Source organism: Pseudomonas sp. B14(2022), assembly GCF_012030485.1.
In the GTDB taxonomy this organism is placed as follows: Bacteria; Pseudomonadota; Gammaproteobacteria; order Pseudomonadales; family Pseudomonadaceae; genus Aquipseudomonas.
In genome coordinates this window covers 128,784-147,881 of record NZ_JAAUVM010000016.1, presented here as the reverse complement: position 1 = coordinate 147,881, position 19,098 = coordinate 128,784, and the positions used below count along the sequence as shown (strand labels likewise).

Here is a 19,098-nt window from a genome sequence, read left to right as displayed (position 1 = left end):
CGATAGCGGAGTGTCAGTCGATATATGTCTGGCTGACACACCGCAATCGGGAGCAAGCCCCCTCCCACATTGGATTGATTGTGTTCTGGAGACCGAGCCGCCCCCAGAACCCAGCGCTTCAGCGCACCAGGCAAGGCTGTTTGTTGTTATAACGCCATCCCGGAATCAGGAACTGCATCGCCACGCTGTCATCCCGTGCGCCGAGGCCCATGCCTTTGTACAGTTCGTGGGCCTTGGCCACGGCGTCCATGTCGATGTCCACGCCCAGGCCAGGCTTGGTGGGTACCTTCACATAACCGCCCTCGATTTTCAGCGGTTCGCGGGTCAGGCGCTGGCCGTCCTGCCAGATCCAGTGGGTGTCGATGGCGGTGATGTCGCCCGGGGCGGCGGCGGCTACTTGGGTGAACATCGCCAGGGAAATATCGAAGTGGTTGTTGGAGTGAGAGCCCCAGGTCAGGCCCCACTCATTGCACATCTGCGCCACGCGCACCGAGCCTTGCATCGTCCAGAAGTGCGGGTCGGCCAGGGGGATGTCTACCGATTGCAGCTGGATCGCGTGGCCCATTTCGCGCCAGTCGGTGGCTATCATGTTGGTGGCGGTTTTCAGGCCCGTGGCGCGGCGGAATTCGGCCATGACTTCGCGGCCCGAGTAACCGTTTTCGGCGCCGCACGGGTCTTCGGCGTAGGCGAGCACGTGGTGCTGATCGCGGCACAGGCGGATGGCTTCTTTCAATGACCAGGCGCCGTTGGGGTCGAGGGTGATGCGCGCATCGGGGAAGCGTTCGGCCAGGGCGGTGACGGCTTCGATCTCTGCGTCGCCGCTCAATACGCCGCCCTTGAGCTTGAAGTCGTTGAAGCCGTATTTGGCTTTGGCGGCTTCGGCCAGGCGCACCACGGCCTCGCTGGTCAGGGCTGTTTCATGGCGCAGGCGAAACCACTCGTCCTCGTTGTCGGCTTCGTTGCGGTAGGCCAGGTCGGTGGCGCTGCGGTCGCCGACGTAGAACAGGTAGCCGAGCATTTTCACCGCATCACGCTGCTGGCCTTCGCCGAGCAGGGCGGCCACCGGCACTTCGAGGAACTGGCCCAGCAGGTCGAGCAGGGCGGCTTCCATGGCGGTGACGGCATGGATGGTGATGCGCAGGTCAAAGGTTTGCAGGCCGCGGCCAGCCGAATCCCGTGAGGCGAAGGTGCTGCGCATCTGGTTGAGGATGCGCTGGTACTGGCCGATGGGTTGGCCGATCACCAGGCTGCGGGCGTCTTCCAGGGTTTCGCGGATGCGTTCGCCACCGGGCACTTCACCGACGCCGGTGTTGCCGCTGCTGTCCTTGAGAATCACGATGTTGCGGGTAAAAAATGGCCCGTGGGCGCCGCTCAGGTTGAGCAGCATGCTGTCGTGGCCGGCGACGGGGATGACCTGGAAATGGGTGACGACGGGAGTATTCATGGCAAGTTCCTGGATAGGCTCAAAGAGGTTTGCTGACGGCGGCGCTCGTTGGCGTCACGCTTGGCGAAGTCAAAGCGGCGGAGGGGGCGGTCTTGGCAAAGAACACCAGGATCGCGGCGAGCACCGACGTGCCGGCCAAACCGTAGAGACCACCCTGGATCGAACCGGTGGTCTGCTCCAGAAAGCCAAAGGTGGTCGGCGCGACGAAGCCACCCAGGTTGCCGATGGAGTTGATCAAGGCGATCACGGCAGCGGCGATGCGCACATCCAGGTAACCCTGTGGGATCGGCCAGAACAGCGAGGACGCCGACTTGAACCCAATGGCCGCAAAACAGATTGCCACGAACGCGAAGATCGGCCCGCCGGTGGTGGACATGAACATGCCCGCCGCCGCAATCAACAGCGCCGCCGCGACCCAGGCCTGCTGGAACTTGAATTTGCCCGACAGCGTCGCGAAGGCATACATGGCGATGATCGAGATCAGCCACGGGATCGAGTTGAAGAAGCCGACCTGCACATCGCTCAGGTCGCCCATCTTCTTGATGATGCTCGGCAGCCAGAACGTCGCCGCGTAGATGGTCAGTTGAATGCAGAAGTACAGGGCGCAGAACAGCAGGATCTGGCGGTCCTTGAGCAGCTTGCCGATGGTCGGCTTGATGCTGGTCAGGGCTTCCCGCTCGCGCTGTTCCTGGTCGATGGCGTTGACCAGAGCGTCCTGTTCTTCGCGGGTCATCCACTTGGCGTCGTGGGGCTTGGAATCGAGCCAGAACCACACGAAGAAACCGATCACCACCGAGGCCAGGCCTTCGATGGCGAACATCCATTGCCAGCCGTGGAAGCCAAACCCTTCGATCTGCAGCAGTGCGCCTGACAGCGGGCCGGAGATCAGCGAGGCCACCGCCGAGCCACTGAGGAAAATCGCGATGGCTTTGCCGCGCTCAACCCCCGGCAGCCAGCGGGTGAAGTAGTAGATCACCCCAGGGAAGAAGCCGGCTTCGGCCACGCCCAGTAGAAAGCGCAGGATGTAGAAGTGGGTTTCGTTCTGGATGAACGCCATCAGCGTGGCGACGATGCCCCAGGTGAACATGATGCGGGTCAGCCAGATGCGCGCGCCGACCTTTTGCAGCAGCATGTTCGAGGGCACTTCAAAGAGCGCGTAGCCAATGAAGAACAGCCCGGCGCCAAACCCATAGGCGGCAGCGCCGATGCCCAGGTCAGTTTCCATGTGCGTGCGCACAAAGCCGATATTGACCCGGTCGATGTAGTTGAGGATGAACATGATCACGAACAGTGGGAGCACATGGCTCTTCACTTTTCTCACGGCTTGCGCGAGGACCGAATCACTGTCTGGTGTGGCAGATGCATGGCTTGAATTGTTCACAATTCAAAACTCCCCCTGATTATTTTTATGCGGGTTTGCGTGTCTTGTTGATAGACATCATACAAGTTGATTTCTGGAGTTCGCAATGCGGTGATGATGTTTTTGTGTTTATAAGAGCCAGTATTTAGTGCTGTTTTGGTTATTTTGCGGGTTGGGGTGGGGTTTTAGAGAAGATTGAGAGGGCTTTTGAAAGGGTGGCGCTGGCGGCCATTAATGTTGGTTGTCATACAAGTGGAGCGATTTTTTTCACTCGCACCCCAACCTGTAGGAGCGAGCTTGCTCGCGAAAAACGTCAACGATAATGCGGGCAGCCTGGATAAACGCGGCGCCCTCAGGTTCTTCGCGAGCAAGCTCGCTCCTACAGTGGGGTTACGCCGTGGGGCGGGATGTTAAGCTCCCTCCTGCCCAACCCCGTGGATTCGTAACTATGCCCATTGAAAACGGCCCCCCCGTTCGTAGACGCTCCAACAACCTGGCCCAAGGCGTGCTTGACGCCCTGACCCAGCGCATCCTGCTTGGGCAGTTGAAGCCGGGTGAAAAGCTGCCGTCCGAATCCACCATCGTGCTTGAGCATGGGGTGAGCCGTACCGTGGTGCGCGAGGCGCTGTCCAAGCTGCAAGCCTCGGGGCTGGTGGAGACGCGCCATGGCATCGGCACCTTCGTGCTGGCGCAACAGGCCCAGCAAGGTTTGCGCCTGCATGTGGACACCGTCGCCAGCGTGCGCAACATGCTCGAGCTGCGCCTGGGCCTGGAGGTGCAGGCAGTGGCACTGGCCGCCGTGCGCAGGACCGACGAGCAGCTTGCCCACATGCGCGCCGCGCTGGACGACTACCAGGCCTCGCTGGCCAACAACGACAGCTGTGTGGAAGAGGACAAGCGTTTCCACCAGTTGATCGCCGAAGCCACCGGCAATACCTTCTTCACCGAGATCATGCTGCACCTGGGCAATGCGATGATTCCGCGTACCCAAGTGAAAGGCGCCGAACGTGGCGGGGCGGACTTCGCCAAGCTCGGGCAATTGGCGAACCTGGAACATGAGGCGATCTTCAACGCAATCAGGCGCCAGGACCCGGACGCGGCGCGGGCGGCGATGGTGTTGCATCTGACCAACAGCCGGGATCGATTTTCCGGCGAATAAAAAGGAACACAGGTTGAACGAACACACCTTGTCCATGCGCCTGGAGCGCGTGGCGGCGCATGTGCCGATGGGCGCGCGGCTGGCCGATATCGGCTCGGACCACGCCTACCTGCCGGTGGCCTTGATGCGCCGTGGCGTGATCGAGGCCGCGGTGGCGGGCGAGGTGGCGATCACTCCGTTCCAGGCGGCCGAGCGCACCGTGCGGGAGAACGGCCTGGAGCAGCACGTTACGGTGCGCCTGGCCGATGGTCTGGCGGCGATAAAGCCGGCAGACGCGATCACCGCGATCAGCGTCTGCGGCATGGGCGGCGAAACGATCCGCGACATCCTCGAAGGCGGCAAGGCCCACCTCAGCGGTCACGAACGCCTGATCCTGCAACCCAATGGTGGCGAACAACCGTTGCGTCACTGGTTGATGGAAAACGGTTACACCCTCCTCGATGAAGAGCTGCTGCGGGAAAACCGTTTCTACTACGAAATCATCGTCGCCGAACGCACCACGCCGGTGATCTACAGCGCCGAACAACTGTACTTCGGCCCCCTGCAGATGCAGGCGCGCAGCCCGGTGTTCCTGGCCAAGTGGCAGCGCATGCTGCGTCAGAAGCAGAAGACCCTGGCCAGCTTCGAGCATGCGCGGCAGGCCGTGCCGGAAGATAAGGTCGCGGAAATTGCACGGCAGGCAAGATGGATTACTGCGTTACTGGCTGGATAACACTTCTTCCCGATGACGGCCCTTCAAGTTCTCCCCTTACGCGGCCGATAGGATGCTTGTGATTGAGGGCGTTTTGGAACGTACCTCGGTCAGTCGTCTCCGGCGGTGACAGCGGCCTTGTCGCTACTGAGTGCTTTTGCCCCATTTTCGCGCACGCGAGGTGGGGCGTTCGTGCAGCGAACGCCCTGTTTCGGGGCTGGGTGTGAGCGGCCCGTATCTTGCTAGAGCCTTACCAATCAATGACATGGCATTTTGCTTTCATTTATTTCAAGGCTTCGCCCAGCGGTGCGCCGGGTGGGTTGTTTTCGGGAGTGGTCGGACATGCACAGCTTTTTATCACCTGGTATCCGCCTGCTCGGACGTTTCGGCTTCGCGCGCAAGTTCCAGGTTCTGTTTTTCCTGTTCATGCTCCCCTTGGCCGGAAGCCTGTGGATGATCGGCCAGGACTATCGCGACAAATTAAGCGTGATTTCCGCTGAGCAGTCCGGTCTTCGTCAACTATTGGCCCTGGATGCGCTGGACGGCCAACTGAGCGCCCAACGTAACCTGGCTGCGCGCTGGAAAGCGGCGGACATCCTGCATGCCCCGACGCCAGCGGCGAAGGCGGCGATGGATAAGGTCGATGCCAATTTCCCGGTGATCCTGCAAAGCCTGCAAGCTCTCGGTGATGCTTTGAAAACCCAGAGCGCCGGCGCTGATGTCCTGGCCCGCTTCGAGGCGTTGCAGGCCACGGTCAAGGGCATGGACTCGGCGTCCCTGCGCACCGTTGGCTGGTGGCCGGATGGCTACGACCGCTTCACCGCTGCGCTGACGGCGATGCAGGCCCTGCGCGAACAGATCACCCTCGACGCCGGCCTGATCCTCGACCCCTGGTTGGAAACCTACATGCTCATGCAGATCGGCACCCAGCAAACGCCCGACCTGATCGAGCGCATCGGGCGGATGGCCAGTGTCGGGCAGTCCTCGATTTCTTCGGGGCAGTTCACCTTGCAGAGCCGTTTGCAGATGCGCGACCTGCGCAGCCGCATCGGCGATGCGCGGGATCAACTGGTCAAGGCTGCGGCTTCGCTCAAGGCCAAGCAGTACGCCGGCATGGAGCCGTGGACAGCGCAATACGACACCAGCCTGCAGTTGTTGGATAACGAACTCAAAGTGCTCGACGACGGCGTGTTCGGCGGCAGCATCAAGCTGGATACCGCCGGTTTCGAGCGCAGTATCGACGCCACGCTCGAGTCGCTCGGCGCGCTGCGCATTCGGTCGCTGACGTCGATGGATGCGCGCCTGGACTACTACCACGAGCACGCGAACACGCAGTTCATACCGATGGCGGCAACGTTCAGCCTGTTGGCGTTGGCGGCGCTGTACCTGTTCATGTGCCTGCAAGCCTCCATCCGCCGCAGCGCCAGCGGTATCACCACGTTGGCCGAGTCCCTGCGCGACGGCAACCTGTGCGTGGCCGTGACGGTGGAAGGGCGCGACGAACTCGCGGCCATCAGTACCGCGCTTAACGTCGCGGTGGTGCAATTGCGCGCCAGCCTGCTCGGCGTCAATCACGAAACCCAGCAGCTCGGCTCGGCGGTGCTCACCCTTAATTCGCAATCGGGCAGCACCCTCAGCGAAGTCGAAGACCAGCAGCACCAGATCAGCCAGATCGCCGCCGCCGCCACGCAGTTGGCCGCCACGTCCATGGGCGTCGCGCGCAGCTGCGAACAGGCCTCGGGCAGTGCCCAGCACACCCGGCGCATCGCCGAAGACAGCAGCCGCGACAGCCAGCGCACCACCGCCAGCATCCAGCAGCTCAACCAGCGCCTGACCGATACCTCGGACGCCTTGCAGCAGGTCAGTCAGCAAGGCCAGCAGATTCAATCGGTGGTGGACACCATTCGCGGCATCGCCGAGCAGACCAACCTGCTGGCGCTCAACGCAGCCATCGAAGCCGCCCGCGCAGGCGAGCAGGGCCGTGGCTTTGCGGTGGTCGCCGATGAAGTGCGCAGCCTGTCGCAACGCACCCAGGCGTCGACGGCGCAGATCGCCGGCACCGTCGACAGCCTGCGCGCCACGGTGAGCCAGGCGGTGACGCTGATGGGCGCCGCGTGCGAGCAGGCGTTGACCGATGCCGAGTCCGTCACCGGCCTGGGCACGCGCCTGGGCGAGATTGCCGGCGCGGTGCAGAACGTCACCGACACCCTGGCGCAAATCGCCACGGCGGTGGAGGAGCAGGCGGCGACGGCGGATGAAGTGAGCGGCAATATCCAGCAAGTCGACCAGGCCGCCGGGCGCCTGCTCGACGGCGCGCGCGCAGTAAATCGTGCAGCGGACACCTTGAGCAAAGGCAGCCAGGCGTTGAGTGATAACACCGCACGGTTTCGCCTGAGCTGAGGTCTGTAAACCCTCAAGATCCAACCCGGTGTGCGGGGGCGAGCGCGCTCCCACACGCTTCAACGCACCGGTGGCACTGACCGCCTAGGTGCCGACCTTGTCGCTTTTCTCACCGGCCACCAGCAGCCAATGCCCGTTGGGGGAAAATGCGATGTTGCGCGACTGCTTCTCTTCGACCCGGTATTGGTCGGCACGCTCACGAAGCCTCTGCTGATCGGGGTGAGTGCGCCGGTGGCGGCGTCGAAGCGGTAGTGCAGCACATGGTCCGTGCCCAGGTTGCCGGCGTAGGCAAGGCGAAATTGCTTGGGTCGGGGCATCGCTTCGACGGCGAGCCGCTGCTGGACAAGGCGCAAGCCGGTTAAGGGAAAACGCTGCACCTGTGGCAAGCATTAAACCCGGAACCTTCAGCCCCGACAGGGCTCACTTGTTAAGTCGCCCTGTTCCCTTGCCGAAAGGAATCCGCATGCATGCCCCCCCATCAACCGTGCCCCTTCACACCCCCGTCGAACGCGAACTGAGCCTGCGCGCGGTCATCACCGGCACCGTGCTCGGTATCCTGCTGACCCCTTCGAATGTGTACGCCGGGTTGAAGATCGGTTGGTCGTTCAACATGTCGATCATTGCCCTGCTGGTGGGGTATGCGATCTGGCAGGGCCTGGCGAGGCGGTCGTCCGAGCAACTGCCGTGGACGTTGCACGAGAGCAACATCAACCAGACCGTCGCCTCGGCCGCCGCGTCGATTATTTCCGGTGGGCTGGTGGCGCCGATCCCGGCCTATACCCTGCTGACCGGCAACCAGCTGGACGCATGGCCGATGATCGCCTGGGTGTTCTCGGTGAGTTTCCTGGGCATCTGGATCGCCTGGTACCTGCGGCCTTCGTTGCTCAATGACAAGGCGCTGAAGTTTCCCGAAGGCATGGCCACCCTGGAAACCCTGCTGCATATCTACAACCATGGGCGCGAAGCCGCGACGCGCTTGAAGGTGCTGCTCAGTGCGGCGTTGCTGTCCGGGCTGGTGAAGTGGGTGGACACCTTTGTGTGGGCCTTCCCGCGTTGGTCGCCGAGTGCCCAACTGGAACGCCTGACCTTCACCGCCGACCCTTCGCTGTTGCTGCTGGGTTTTGGCGGCATTATCGGCATTCGCGTCGGCCTGACCCTGTTGCTCGGTGCCTTGCTTGCCTGGGGCGGTCTCGGCCCGTGGCTGCTGGCCCAAGGCCTGGTGACCTTGCCGGCCGGCAGCAGCGGCCCGCAATTCGCGGCGTTGGTGGAGTGGTTACTGTGGCCGGGTGTGAGCCTGATGGTGTGCTCAACCTTGGCGTCGTTAACCATTCGGTTGTGGGCGTTGTACACCTCTACAAAGTCCGCCGGCGGGCAAGCCTGGAGCGTCCCCAAGCCTGGGCCGGCCGCCGGTTTCGCCCTGTCGATCGTATTGGTGGTGAGCCTGCAGGCGCTGTTGTTCGGCATCAATCTGTGGATGGCGTTGCTGACTATTCCCCTGGCGATCTGCCTGGCGGCCGTTGCTGCCCGCGTGGTGGGCGCCACCGGTATTCCGCCGATTGGCGCCATCGGGCAGTTGTCCCAGCTGAGCTTCGGCATCGTCGCGCCGGGGCAAGTGCCGATCAACTTGATGAGCGCCAACACTGCTGGCGGCTCGGCCGGGCAGTGCACCGACTTGATGAACGACTTCAAGGTCGGCAAGGCGATTGGCGCCACGCCGCACAAGCAAGTGATCGCGCAGATCCTGGGGATTTTCATTGGCAGCATCGTCGGGGTGTTCGCGTACCTGGCGCTGATTCCTGATCCGCAATCGATGCTGCTCACCGAAGAATGGCCGGCGCCGGCGGTCGCGACCTGGAAAGCCGTGGCACAAACCCTCACCCATGGGCTGGATTCATTGTCGGCGAGCATTCGCTGGGCGATTGCTATTGCCGGTGTGGCGGGGGTGTTGCTGGGGGTACTCGACAGCCTGTTGCCCGCCCATCGCGCCCGCTACTTGCCCAGTGCCGCTGCGTTGGGGTTGGCGTTTGTGCTGCCAGCTTCGGTGTCGCTGATGATGGCGCTGGGTGCGGTGCTCACCTGGCTGGTGAGCTGCCGCTGGCCGAGCATTACCGAGCGTTTTGCGATTACCGCAGCGGCGGGGTTGATTGCCGGGGAGAGCATCACCGGCGTGGGGGCGTCGCTGTGGCAGATGATGGGGAATGGGTAAGCTGTCCCCCAAGGCTGGCATCTCCCCCACAACAGTCCGGTTCTTGATGGGTTAAGCGTTCGCCGCACGACTCACTTGGCAAACGCATACTCCCCACCCTGTTCCAGCGCCTGGCGATAAGCCGGGCGTGCCTGGAAACGCTGCACCCACGCTGCCAGGTGCGGGTACGCCGGCAGCTTGCCCTGGGCCTTGGCGATTTCGCCGATAAAGCTCATCTGGATGTCCGCGCCGCTCAATTCATCGCCCAGCAGATACGGCGTGTGTGCCAGCGCCTCGTTGAGGTAACCGAGGTAATTGGCTACTTCCGATTCGATACGCGGATGCAACGGCGCACCGGCATCACCCAGGCGTCCCACATAGAGATTGAGCATCAGCGGCAGCATGGCCGAGCCTTCGGCGAAGTGCAGCCATTGCACATACTGGTCGTAGGCGGCCGTGGCCGGGTCCGGTTGCAGGCGACCGTCGCCATGGCGGCGGATCAGGTAGTCGACGATGGCGCCGGACTCGATCACCACGTTGGCGCCGTCTTCGATCACCGGGGACTTGCCCAGCGCATTGATCGCCTTGAGCTCCGGTGGCGCAAGGTTGGTCTTCGGGTCGCGCTGGTAGCGCTTGATCTCGTACGGCAGGCCAAGCTCTTCCAGCAGCCACAGAATGCGCTGCGAACGTGAGTTGTTGAGGTGATGGACAATGATCATGGGAACTCCGCGGGGCATGGGGTGTGTAGGAACAGACTGCTGCGACAACGTAGAGTGCCCTGAATCAGCGGGATGTTTGCTTGGCAAACGCCCCTTCGATCAACGCACCACCTCGAACGCCGTGTATTCATACGCCGAGCGCATTTTGCTCGACATCGTCTCCAACGTCAGGGCAATGCCCAGGTCTTCGATAAACGCGCGCGAGGTCTTGTAGTCGCCTTGCTCGCACTCAAGCTTGATGGCGTCGCCGGTCAACGAGGCAAACACCTGTCGGGCCGGGAAGCGCTGGCCGACCTTGCAGCTCACGGAGGTCTCGAGCGGGGTATCGGTCGGTTTGCCGGGCACGTTCGCCATATGCAGGTTAGCGCTCAGCGTCTGGCCTGGCGTCCAACTGCTCGGAATATTCAGTTCGGCTTCGCGGGTCAGCAGCACCTGACCGTCGCCCACGCCATTCATCTTCGACTTCAACTGAATCAGGTCCGCCTGCACCAGGCGCTCGACATGGAAGGTGTCGCTGTAGATCTCGTTCTTATTCAGTAAGCCACCCACCGCCGTGAAGGTCACCGAGGTGGGGGTGTCGTTGCTGCCATCGCTTTTTTTCGACAGGTACGTGTAGCTCAACGTCTTGAACTTCGGCTGCAGCAGGGCCGAGTCGAGGTGCTGGAGCACGCTGGCGGGTACGGCGACGTCGTTGATGCTCGGTTCTACGACGGTGCGTGGGTAGTCAGCCGGTTCGATGTCCGGACGTGACCAGGCCAGCAGCGCCGCATCGACACCGCCCTGCAACGAACAACTGATGCGCGATTGCGTGCCGTCGGTGCCTTCCGGCTCTACCAGCAGCACGCGCTCGACTTCGCGGGTGCCCGGCGCGACGCCGGGCCGTGGCTTGATGGCCTGCCAACGGTCGCCGACCTTGAGCTCGCTGCGAATGTAGGCGTCATCGCCTTTTTGCAGGCGAGCAGGCTGGTCGAGCAGCGGGGCAAGGCGTTGGGCAACCTCGTCGATATTGCCTTGCACAACAAAGCCCCAGTAATAGTAACGCCCCAGGTTGCCGAGGTCGCTGGCCTCGTCGGCGTACGACAACAGCTTCAAACCGGCGATGGGCGGCGTGCTGATCGGCACCGCGTTGGCCTTGCGGTCCGCGCGGTTGACTACCGCGATCCACGCGAAGTCTTTGTCCTGCTTGAGCGGCGCGTAGGCCTGCCAGGCGTCGCGGTGGCTGTTCAGGCTGCTGAAGAACGTCGCGTCGCAGCGGGTGAAGGCCTTGAGCGTGTCGGTCAGCGCGGCATCGTCGGCGTGGGCGATGGAAGGCAGCAGCGCAGAGGCGAGGAGGAGGGCGGCGGTGGGCAACTTCATCGAGCGGGATGTCCGTATCGGGGGCGGGAACTGGGCATTATCCAGAAATTACCCGCCAAAGGCTCGGCTCAATGACCGAGCCCCATGAGGCGCGCGATTTTTTCAGATCCAAAGATCGTTTGTTGCAGTACGCTCACCGCCTTCATGGCCGGTATTCAAGATGCCCCGAGGCTCAATCATCATCAGCTTCGCCTCACCCTCGGCGGCGGTCCGATGTTCAACGCCACGCGGGACCACATACAACTCGCCCGCCGCCACATACACCGGACCTTCCGGCAGATCGATACGCAGCGTCCCTTCCAACACCAGGAACGCTTCGTCGGTTTCCGGGTGTGAGTGCCAGATGAACTCCCCTTCGATGCGCACCACCTTGAACTGGTAGTCGTTCATTTCGGCGACGACCCTGGGGCTCCACTGCTCGTTGATGAGCGACGCCTTTTGCGCAAGGTTTACCGGTTGTGCCGGGTGCTGTGACGTAGCCATGATCCATCCTCTGGTAGGTAAGAGGGCCAGACTATCGAGGCAACGAGGCGCCTGGCTTGTACGATCCTGCACGTTGGCCGTCTAAAGCTCGGCCGATTTCCGGCGATAACCTGTATGAACCCGCCAATCAAGGATCGATAAAATGGCTCTTTCCGTCAGCGCTGCCTATCTCCCGCCGGTCAACACCAGCCTTACACCTTCCGACCAGCAGCTCGTGGCCCAGCCACTGACAGAGGCCGCGAAGGAAGCGTTGGCAAACGCCGCCCCGGCGGCCGTCTACCATCCCAGTGGATCAGCAAGCACCACGGTGGAACCGCCGGAGGTGGTCGACGTCTGGGTCGGTCGGACCCAGTCGCCAGACCACCCTCGGCTCGTCGAAATTTCCACCGGCGCGCTCAATACGCTGAAGGCATCCTTCAAGGCATTCGAGTCAGCGCTGTCGGCCATCGCTCCCGACTTGGCCGGCAAAAAATACGGCTTCACCGTCGAGGCCGATGGCCGCCTGAAAGTGCTGGATTCGGCCAGCCAGCTCAGCAGCTCGGATACCAAACGGCTGACGGATTTGCTCAATCAATCCCTTGGCCTGAAAACCGCAGCTGTTGCCTACCGCAATGCCTCCATCGACACGGTGGACGCCGATTCCGTCTGGTCGGGCCTGGGCTATTACAGCCTGACCAACGAAAACTTCGCCAAGACCATTGATCTGGCGCCGCTCTTAAGAGACTTCGACCCGTCGGACTTCAAAGGGGCCAGGGACCGGATTTTTATTAATCAACTGGCCTCCAAAGGCGAACTGGCGACGCAACAGACGGAAGCGGCGATGTATGAGCGGCGTGGAATACAGCGGTTCAGTGCGCAGGCGTGATCTACTGTGTGGGGTAAAAATGAAGCCGTGCAGGCGGTTCAACCCCGCCTGCGCGATTCAATCCCTGCAAAAATCAGCATACCCGTCACCATCGCCAACGTGAACACCAGCACCTGCCATTGGCCCGTCAACAGCAATGCCACTGCCGGCCCGGGACATAGCCCCGCAATCGCCCACCCCATGCCGAACACCAGGCTGCCCAGCACGAGGCGGCGGTCGATGGTGCTTTGCGTCGGCATCTGGATCGGTGCGCCCAGCAGCGAGACCTGGCGATGCCTTACGACGTAAAAGGGCACGCTGCTCACCATCAGGGCGCCGAGCATGACCAAGGCCAATGAAGGGTCCCACTCGCCGGCGAGGTCGAGGAACGCGAGCACCTTCGCCGGGTTGGTCATGCCGCTGAGGTGCAGCCCCAGGCCGAAGATCAGACCGGCGATCAATGCAGTGAGTTTGCGCATGCTCAGGCTCCCAGCAGGTGGCGGATGAAATAGACACCGGCGAACCCGCTGCCCATGAAACAACCGACCGCGACCAACGAACGCAGCGACCACCGCGAAAGTCCGCAGATGCCATGCCCACTGGTACAACCGGCGCCATACCGCGTGCCAATCCCCACCAGCAGCCCTGCCAGCACCAGCGCGTAGCCACCGGCCTGGAACGATGACTCAGGCAGCTTGGCAAACAACGACCAGATCCAGGGCGAGACCAGCAGCCCGATCACAAACAGCAGTTTCTCCCCACGCCCCTCGCCGCGCCTGGAGAGCAGGCTGCCAAGCAGGCCGCTGATACCGGCGATGCGGCCGTTGAGCAGGATGAACAGGCCTGCGGACAAGCCGATCAGGGCGCCGCCGAGCAGGGCGGTCCAAGGGGTGAAGTGGGTGGAAAGAGTCATGGCAGGGCCTGGGTGTGTGAGGACTACGTGCATCGATACCACAGTTTTATCCCCAACCCCAACGGGTGAAGACGCGCACTCACACCTTGGCCGTATGCACCTTGGCCAGGCGCAGGCGCCAATCGCCGTCATGGCGCAAGTGGCATTCTTCTTCGGAGTCGAAGTGGACGCAGCGTTCCATGGGCGCGCCGTGCACGTCGGCGTCGTTGAGTGCGGCAGCAGTCAGCTCACGCATGCGTGTGTCTGCCCCTGTCGAGAGGGCGTGGTCCTTGTTGGCGCGGCTGTCGAACACCCAGATCACCCGCAGGCTTTGGGGGAAGGCGCTGTAGTCGACGGTGTGGGTCAGCCAGTCGAAGCCGGGGATTTCAGTTTTGGCGATTTCGCAGGCGTCGGTGAGGGTGGCGATGAGGCGACGTTCAATAAGCGGGCGCTTAGCATTACGCATGCTGTCGATTCCATTCGTAAGGTGAGCGATTTGAACATCCACGGGGCTTATTCTTTGCTGTCTTCGCAGACGGCTTTCAGGCCCAGGATAGTGGTAGGGGTCTGGCCGATGTGAGTGGTTGTGCTCACGACCATATTGGCGCCGGTGTCACCGACCAAGTGGTAGGGCCTGCCGTTGCAGACCTTCCCGGCTTTTTGATTGATGTTTTCCAGCAGACCTTCCCGGGAGTTAAAGATGCTGCCATGGCTGGTGATCATGTATTCGCCGGGAGCCACTTCGTTGGCGCCGGTGAAGGTGCAGCCAGTCAGGGTTGCGGTGATGCATCCGAGCAAGAGAAGTTTTTTCAAATCCGTGATCTCAAGTAAGCGGGGTAATGGCCGGCGAATATTACAGCAAGGTCTCGCGCATCGATGCGTCAAACGCATGCTTCTGTGGAAATTGAAAAAGGTTCAAACTGCCGAGCTGTTTGTTTGACCCGTTTGTGGCCCTGCGTCACGCTTGATACGCGATGTTTGGAGCGCAAATATGCTTGCCGCACTCAATCAAAATCCCTCGGTTGTCCTGGTTCCCACTCAACAAAGCGATTTGGACGATCTTGTCGCCATTCGAATTGAAGCCATGCGTGAAAGTCTGGAGCGTGTCGGGCGATTCGACCCAGTACGCGCTCGCGAGCGTTTTGCCAGCGGCTTTGATGCCCGCGACACACGTTATATCGAGGTCTGTGGAGAGAGGGTTGGTTTTGTAGCGGTTCAGCGTCACTCCAATGAATTTCTGCTCGACCACTTATATGTAAGACCTGGCGCGCAAGGATTGGGGATCGGCGCTGCAGTGCTCATTCAGATTTTCAAAGAGGCGGATAACGCTGCACTCCCTATTAAAGTGGGGGCTCTTAAAGAAAGCGCGTCGAATCGCTTTTATACCCGCCATGGCTTCCAATTTGTCGAAAGCAGTGAATTCGACAATTATTATGTTCGCCGGCACATTGCGGTGCCGGGGCCGGCGGGCTAGTTGGCCAGACCCGCGCGTGGAGAAGCCAGGCTCACGCCAGCCTTCAAACAGAGGCCCCGTTTGCTGCGCGACAGCGCTACGTCGAAGCAGTAGTGGGACCTCCCTCGGCACAAGGGGGAGCGTTTGCCTTGGTCAGTTCGCTGCTGCTGTCGCTTGCTTCTTGGCCCGTAGCGCCAGGCAGCGGTTTGAAGGCTTGGTTTGGTGTTGGTCTGCTTACTGCACGCTCGTTATATCTGCCAACAGTTGTTCGAGCCCTTCAGGCGTTGAATAGAGGTTTTCCAGCGCCGCGACCTCGGCCAGTTGGCCTGGCGAAAGGGTCTTTTCTTCGTGCTCAAGCTGGGCGCGCATCTCTTCTTCATTTTTCGGCAGCTTGCGCTTCAATGCTACGCGCAAAAGCCCGCACGCCTTAAGCTTGTTACGTTCGAAACCTCGGCCGGTGTCCATCTGCACAGCGAGGAGGGCGGTTGCAAACGCGTGTCCTTGCGCCGCAGCCTTGAGCAACCATCGGTTCGCTGTCGGGTAGTCGACCGGTATTTCATCTCCCTTGCTGTAGAGGTAGCCGAGAATGAACTGCGCATCGGCCCGGCCTTGCTCGGCAGCACGGGTATACCACTGCACTGCGCCGGGTACATCCTTGGGTGTGCCGCGACCACTGAGCATCGCGACGCCCATCATTTCGTAAGCCTTGGCATTGCCGCTGTCGGCTGCCTGAGCAAGTAGCTTGACCGATCGCTCAAGATCGACCGGCGCGCCTCTGCCCAGTGCGTAAAGCGTTGCCAACTGTATGAGTGACTCGGCATCCCCTTGAGCACTGCCCTTGCTTGCCCATGCGAACGCCTGCTGATCGCTCGCCTCAACGCCATCACCTCGGTAGTAAAGCCTCGCGAGGTCTCCTTGCGCTTTGGCATGCCCTTGTTCGGCGGCTTTTTGAAACCACATGGCTGCCTGGGCGAAACTCCTGGGTTGATCCTGGCCTGCAATATTGGAAATACCCAGGAAATACTGGGCATCCGGGTTTCCATGCCCGGCCGACCGAGTGATCCACTCCAGGCCCTTGGAATGATTCACCGCTACGCCGCGCCCGTAGTAGGTGAAAATACCGGTTTTATACTCCGCGACAGGTTCGCCGTTTTCGGCAGCGCGCAAATACCACTCTGCCGCCTTGACCGGGTTTTTATCGACCACCAGGCCTTCGTCGTAGAACGCACCCATCAGCAGCGTGACGCTGTGCGGACTGCGCCATACGGTGATAGCGAACGTGATTAAAAGATAGGCCAGATAGCCCAGGAGCAACGCAACCAAAGGAACGACAAACCGGCGCAATTTCGAATCCATTCGTGAGGTGTAGGTGAGCAGTGTAGCGATGCTCACGCGCCGGTACATAGATGTGTTTCTACAACAGGTTTAACCGCGTTCGGCGCTGCGAACCAGCGGCGCATGTGTAGGCCCATGTAGGCGTTGATGGCGATGGTACATCGCGCCCAGCAGGGCAAATTGCGCCGTGATGGGTTGGTCGGGGAGCATCATTACGGTAGGCATGCAGTGAAGGTCAGGATCGCTTTCGGGTTACTTGAACCTGTTTTGATTACTCGCTTACCGGAGGGCAGCTTTCGAGCGAGCTAGCCGGTAGCTGTGGGTAGCAAACGACCTTAAGCTGAGCTTCGCGAAGGCAGAGATCGGCCAGAAGTGGATGCTTGCGAAATATGGGTTCGAATGCCCAGAGCCCCCCTGACGGCACTCCAAATTTTCTGCTTCAAACCTCAGGGATTTCATTAGGCGAAATCACATTGCCATTCCAGCCAATTCTAAAGATGCATAAAATGCATTTATGCAAAAAAATGCATTGATGCATAATATGGATGAGTATACAGTATCTCTGCTCGCCGACGTCATGCTTCGCGATAACCTCAGGCGGGCGAGGTACACGAAGCAGCGAAGGCTGGAAGCCTTCAAAAATAGGAATACTGTCGATGAATGGACCAGACGACTTAACCAAAAGGAAATGGTAATGACAATAGAGCTCGGAGAATCCAGAGTGACAGCCCCGGCCTTGATAGGGGCGTTTAACTTCAATCTTAGAAGCGATAATCAGCCACTGAACTTCTTCCCTCCCGCTACTCGCATGGACCTCCAAAGGCGAGATGTAATAAATGCGTTCACAAGCAAGTTTCAAAAAGAAATTGATGCCGCGCATACTGAAAACATGCAGAAAATCGACAGTAAAATCAAAAAGGATGTAGAGAGTGAGGGAGGTTCTAATGAGTCAATGGATGCAACAACTCCAGAATCAACTGTAACAAAAGAACATGTGATTCATGTAAAGCTATACTACAACTCTAAAGCAGAAGAAAAAAACCAAGCAGACAAAGCAGCGTCGCTGAAAGTCGGCCCGGACCTTAAAGCTTACTACTCTGTTTCTGATGTGTTTCCGGATAATAAATACCAAGATGCAGCAGTCCGAAAGCAACGGCTTATTGATTGGGCTTTAGGCTATGAGGCCCTTCGGCTCGCTCAGGTCTATGCAGAAACAGCCAGGCGTTTGAAAGCGGCAGCAGATGCATTGGCTATTATTCAGGCCGAACAAGCACGCCTAACCGCCGCAAATGAAGCTGTTCGGAACGCCAATACGTTCCGTGCACCGGGCTCTGCATCTGCTGCCGGCTCGCTGTTTATGACTTCCGCCGGAACCGTGACGGTCGTTGAAGCCGCAGCGCTCACTCTACAAGCGGCTATTCGTGCAGCTATTAGCGCTTTGGGCGGAGTTGTTGCGAGTGTTGGGGCAGGCCTTGTTGTTGGGGTTTCAGCGCTCTTTTACTCGTCAAAGCTGGCGAATGGCGAACTGTCGGAGCGTTATGCTTTCAGTACCCCAGTATCGGACCTGATTCCTGACTTTGAGCAAGATCTGAATAGCGTTGCTGCCACAGGTGGCACCGTTGATTTGGCTTACCGCATTAGCTCAAAAACTGCTGCCGATGGGCGGTCAGAGGTCTTTGTAGTCAAGACTGATGGCGTGACGGTTCCGTCAAAGGTCAGGGTGGTGGCGGCTCGTTATGATGCGGCACAGAAAGTCTATAGCGCTACGACAGCGGATGTACCTCCACGGACTCTAACCTGGACGCCTATTGTCAACCCAGGGAATAATTCAACGACTTCGCCTACTGAACAGCCTGTGCCAACAGTTTACACTGGCGCTACGGTGACTCCGGTGGAAGGCCGTATTGACGCTTTTCCTGCAGTTACAGAAGCGAGTTTTGATGATTTTATTACGGTCTTTCCGGCGGATTCAGGTCTGCCACCGATCTATACGATGTTCCGGGATCGGCGAGAGGGTGCAGGTGTTGTAACAGGTGTTGGTCAGCCTGTGTCGGGGAACTGGTTGGGTGCTGCATCGCAAGGTGAGGGGGCTCCCATTCCATCACAGATTGCTGATCAGCTTCGCGGGAAGGAATTCAAGAATTTCAGGGAGTTCCGAGAGGCCTTCTGGAAAGCTGTTGCTAATGACCCAGTACTTGTTAGAAATTTTAATAATCTTAACATAGCTGGTATGCAAGATGGTCTATCCCCATTTCCGCCTAAGACAGAGCAGGTAGGTGGTAGAGAGAAATATGAGATTCATCACGTCATTGGTGTTGGCCAAAAAGGAGCTGTTTATGATATCGATAACCTCCGCATTACGACTCCCAGACTTCATATCAGCATTCACTCGGCAAAAGGGCTTTGAAAATGGCTATTAAAACAATTCCAGAATATTCGGAAAGTGAGTTTTTGAGCTTGATCAATTCTTTAGTTGATCATAGTCTAAAAACTGAAAAAGATAGGGATGCGGTAATTCAGGCTATTGTTGGTGCTGCAGAGCATCCGGACGGTACAGATATTATTTTCTATCCTCCTGAAGGAGCCGAGGATACGCCAGTGGGTATTCTTAAAAGGATTAAAGAGTGGCGAGCTGCTAATGGCAAGCCAGGTTTCAAAACCGCTTAATTAAATCAACCATAGCCCGATCACCGATCTTTATTCGGTGATCGGGCTTTCCGTTTTTTGAAGGTGCAGCATATTTTATTGCAAATCCGGTTGCGACAAAATGTATTACC

General features: G+C 59.7%; 18 protein-coding genes. 8 read left to right on the top strand and 10 right to left on the bottom strand.

Translation table 11 applies throughout. The annotated features are described in order from the left end of the window. Window positions 1-118: 118 nt before the first annotated feature. Window positions 119-1,444 carry a glucarate dehydratase gene (gudD, locus tag HCF10_RS21915; protein ID WP_167656390.1) on the bottom strand — a complete coding sequence of 442 codons (1,326 nt, stop codon included), beginning with the start codon at window positions 1,442-1,444 and terminating at the stop codon, window positions 119-121. A 19-nt stretch (window positions 1,445-1,463) separates the two neighbouring features. Beyond that, window positions 1,464-2,825 (bottom strand): MFS transporter, encoded by a 1,362-nt coding sequence (locus HCF10_RS21910; protein ID WP_167656389.1) that lies wholly within the window; start codon window positions 2,823-2,825, stop codon window positions 1,464-1,466. 427 nt (window positions 2,826-3,252) lie between these two features. Here HCF10_RS21910 and HCF10_RS21905 point away from each other — a divergent pair, with 427 nt between their 5' ends. From HCF10_RS21905 to HCF10_RS21885, 4 genes are all read left to right on the top strand, one after another. After that, complete coding sequence (locus tag HCF10_RS21905; protein WP_131699781.1) at window positions 3,253-3,963, top strand: FadR/GntR family transcriptional regulator; 711 nt, start codon at window positions 3,253-3,255, stop codon at window positions 3,961-3,963. Between the two features lie 13 nt (window positions 3,964-3,976). Then, complete coding sequence (locus HCF10_RS21900; protein WP_167656388.1) at window positions 3,977-4,675, top strand: tRNA (adenine(22)-N(1))-methyltransferase; 699 nt, start codon at window positions 3,977-3,979, stop codon at window positions 4,673-4,675. A 321-nt stretch (window positions 4,676-4,996) separates the two neighbouring features. Beyond that, window positions 4,997-7,054 carry a methyl-accepting chemotaxis protein gene (locus tag HCF10_RS21895; RefSeq protein WP_167656387.1) on the top strand — a complete coding sequence of 686 codons (2,058 nt, stop codon included), beginning with the start codon at window positions 4,997-4,999 and terminating at the stop codon, window positions 7,052-7,054. A 463-nt stretch (window positions 7,055-7,517) separates the two neighbouring features. Further along, complete coding sequence (locus tag HCF10_RS21885) at window positions 7,518-9,260, top strand: OPT family oligopeptide transporter (protein WP_167656386.1); 1,743 nt, start codon at window positions 7,518-7,520, stop codon at window positions 9,258-9,260. 71 nt (window positions 9,261-9,331) lie between these two features. On the opposite strand, the gene HCF10_RS21880 is transcribed toward HCF10_RS21885, so the two are convergent. The 3 genes from HCF10_RS21880 to HCF10_RS21870 all read right to left on the bottom strand — a co-directional run bounded on the left by HCF10_RS21880 (window position 9,332) and on the right by HCF10_RS21870 (window position 11,797). Further along, complete coding sequence (locus HCF10_RS21880) at window positions 9,332-9,958, bottom strand: glutathione S-transferase family protein (RefSeq protein ID WP_131699777.1); 627 nt, start codon at window positions 9,956-9,958, stop codon at window positions 9,332-9,334. 99 nt (window positions 9,959-10,057) lie between these two features. After that, complete coding sequence (locus HCF10_RS21875; protein ID WP_167656385.1) at window positions 10,058-11,314, bottom strand: hypothetical protein; 1,257 nt, start codon at window positions 11,312-11,314, stop codon at window positions 10,058-10,060. 102 nt (window positions 11,315-11,416) lie between these two features. Then, window positions 11,417-11,797, bottom strand: a complete 381-nt coding sequence (locus HCF10_RS21870) for a cupin domain-containing protein (protein WP_131699775.1) — start codon at window positions 11,795-11,797, stop codon at window positions 11,417-11,419. Window positions 11,798-11,939: 142 nt separating this feature from the next. Between HCF10_RS21870 and HCF10_RS21865 the strand changes: the two genes are divergently transcribed. Then, window positions 11,940-12,662: a hypothetical protein gene (locus HCF10_RS21865; RefSeq protein WP_131699774.1), complete on the top strand. Its 723-nt coding sequence runs from the start codon at window positions 11,940-11,942 to the stop codon at window positions 12,660-12,662. Between the two features lie 38 nt (window positions 12,663-12,700). Here HCF10_RS21865 and HCF10_RS21860 read toward each other — a convergent pair whose 3' ends face one another. From HCF10_RS21860 to HCF10_RS21845, 4 genes are all read right to left on the bottom strand, one after another. Continuing rightward, on the bottom strand, window positions 12,701-13,120 hold the full coding sequence (locus HCF10_RS21860) for a DUF6691 family protein (RefSeq protein WP_131699773.1): 420 nt from the start codon (window positions 13,118-13,120) through the stop codon (window positions 12,701-12,703). A gap of 2 nt (window positions 13,121-13,122) precedes the next feature. Then, on the bottom strand, window positions 13,123-13,554 hold the full coding sequence (locus HCF10_RS21855; protein WP_167656384.1) for a YeeE/YedE family protein: 432 nt from the start codon (window positions 13,552-13,554) through the stop codon (window positions 13,123-13,125). A 79-nt stretch (window positions 13,555-13,633) separates the two neighbouring features. Then, window positions 13,634-13,999, bottom strand: a complete 366-nt coding sequence (locus tag HCF10_RS21850; RefSeq protein WP_167656383.1) for a hypothetical protein — start codon at window positions 13,997-13,999, stop codon at window positions 13,634-13,636. A gap of 47 nt (window positions 14,000-14,046) precedes the next feature. Continuing rightward, the gene (locus HCF10_RS21845; protein WP_167656382.1) at window positions 14,047-14,346 is read right to left on the bottom strand and encodes a hypothetical protein; all 300 of its coding nucleotides are present in this window, start codon (window positions 14,344-14,346) and stop codon (window positions 14,047-14,049) included. A gap of 178 nt (window positions 14,347-14,524) precedes the next feature. Here HCF10_RS21845 and HCF10_RS21840 point away from each other — a divergent pair, with 178 nt between their 5' ends. Continuing rightward, window positions 14,525-15,007, top strand: a complete 483-nt coding sequence (locus HCF10_RS21840; RefSeq protein WP_167656381.1) for a GNAT family N-acetyltransferase — start codon at window positions 14,525-14,527, stop codon at window positions 15,005-15,007. 213 nt (window positions 15,008-15,220) lie between these two features. Here HCF10_RS21840 and HCF10_RS21835 read toward each other — a convergent pair whose 3' ends face one another. Further along, complete coding sequence (locus HCF10_RS21835; protein ID WP_237683165.1) at window positions 15,221-16,390, bottom strand: tetratricopeptide repeat protein; 1,170 nt, start codon at window positions 16,388-16,390, stop codon at window positions 15,221-15,223. A 445-nt stretch (window positions 16,391-16,835) separates the two neighbouring features. Here HCF10_RS21835 and HCF10_RS21830 point away from each other — a divergent pair, with 445 nt between their 5' ends. Both HCF10_RS21830 and HCF10_RS21825 read left to right on the top strand, forming a co-directional pair. Further along, entirely contained in the window at window positions 16,836-18,728 is a 1,893-nt protein-coding gene (locus tag HCF10_RS21830) for an S-type pyocin domain-containing protein (protein ID WP_237683164.1), read from the top strand. Window positions 18,729-18,730: 2 nt separating this feature from the next. Next, a complete protein-coding gene (locus tag HCF10_RS21825; protein WP_167656380.1) occupies window positions 18,731-18,988 on the top strand; it encodes a bacteriocin immunity protein in 258 nt (85 codons plus the stop codon). Window positions 18,989-19,098 lie beyond the last annotated feature (110 nt).

Bases quoted from the DNA above. Each gene is read 5' to 3' on its own strand.
- HCF10_RS21855 (WP_167656384.1), bottom strand. From the start codon at position 13,554: ATGACTCTTTCCACCCACTTCACCCCTTGGACCGCCCTGCTCGGCGGC.
- HCF10_RS21835 (WP_237683165.1), bottom strand. From the start codon at position 16,390: ATGTACCGGCGCGTGAGCATCGCTACACTGCTCACCTACACCTCACGA.
- HCF10_RS21885 (WP_167656386.1), top strand. From the start codon at position 7,518: ATGCATGCCCCCCCATCAACCGTGCCCCTTCACACCCCCGTCGAACGC.
- HCF10_RS21895 (WP_167656387.1), top strand. From the start codon at position 4,997: ATGCACAGCTTTTTATCACCTGGTATCCGCCTGCTCGGACGTTTCGGC.
- HCF10_RS21860 (WP_131699773.1), bottom strand. From the start codon at position 13,120: ATGCGCAAACTCACTGCATTGATCGCCGGTCTGATCTTCGGCCTGGGG.
- HCF10_RS21875 (WP_167656385.1), bottom strand. From the start codon at position 11,314: ATGAAGTTGCCCACCGCCGCCCTCCTCCTCGCCTCTGCGCTGCTGCCT.
- gudD (WP_167656390.1), bottom strand. From the start codon at position 1,444: ATGAATACTCCCGTCGTCACCCATTTCCAGGTCATCCCCGTCGCCGGC.
- HCF10_RS21865 (WP_131699774.1), top strand. From the start codon at position 11,940: ATGGCTCTTTCCGTCAGCGCTGCCTATCTCCCGCCGGTCAACACCAGC.
- HCF10_RS21825 (WP_167656380.1), top strand. From the start codon at position 18,731: ATGGCTATTAAAACAATTCCAGAATATTCGGAAAGTGAGTTTTTGAGC.
- HCF10_RS21870 (WP_131699775.1), bottom strand. From the start codon at position 11,797: ATGGCTACGTCACAGCACCCGGCACAACCGGTAAACCTTGCGCAAAAG.
- HCF10_RS21850 (WP_167656383.1), bottom strand. From the start codon at position 13,999: ATGCGTAATGCTAAGCGCCCGCTTATTGAACGTCGCCTCATCGCCACC.
- HCF10_RS21880 (WP_131699777.1), bottom strand. From the start codon at position 9,958: ATGATCATTGTCCATCACCTCAACAACTCACGTTCGCAGCGCATTCTG.
- HCF10_RS21830 (WP_237683164.1), top strand. From the start codon at position 16,836: ATGCAAAAAAATGCATTGATGCATAATATGGATGAGTATACAGTATCT.
- HCF10_RS21905 (WP_131699781.1), top strand. From the start codon at position 3,253: ATGCCCATTGAAAACGGCCCCCCCGTTCGTAGACGCTCCAACAACCTG.
- HCF10_RS21840 (WP_167656381.1), top strand. From the start codon at position 14,525: ATGCTTGCCGCACTCAATCAAAATCCCTCGGTTGTCCTGGTTCCCACT.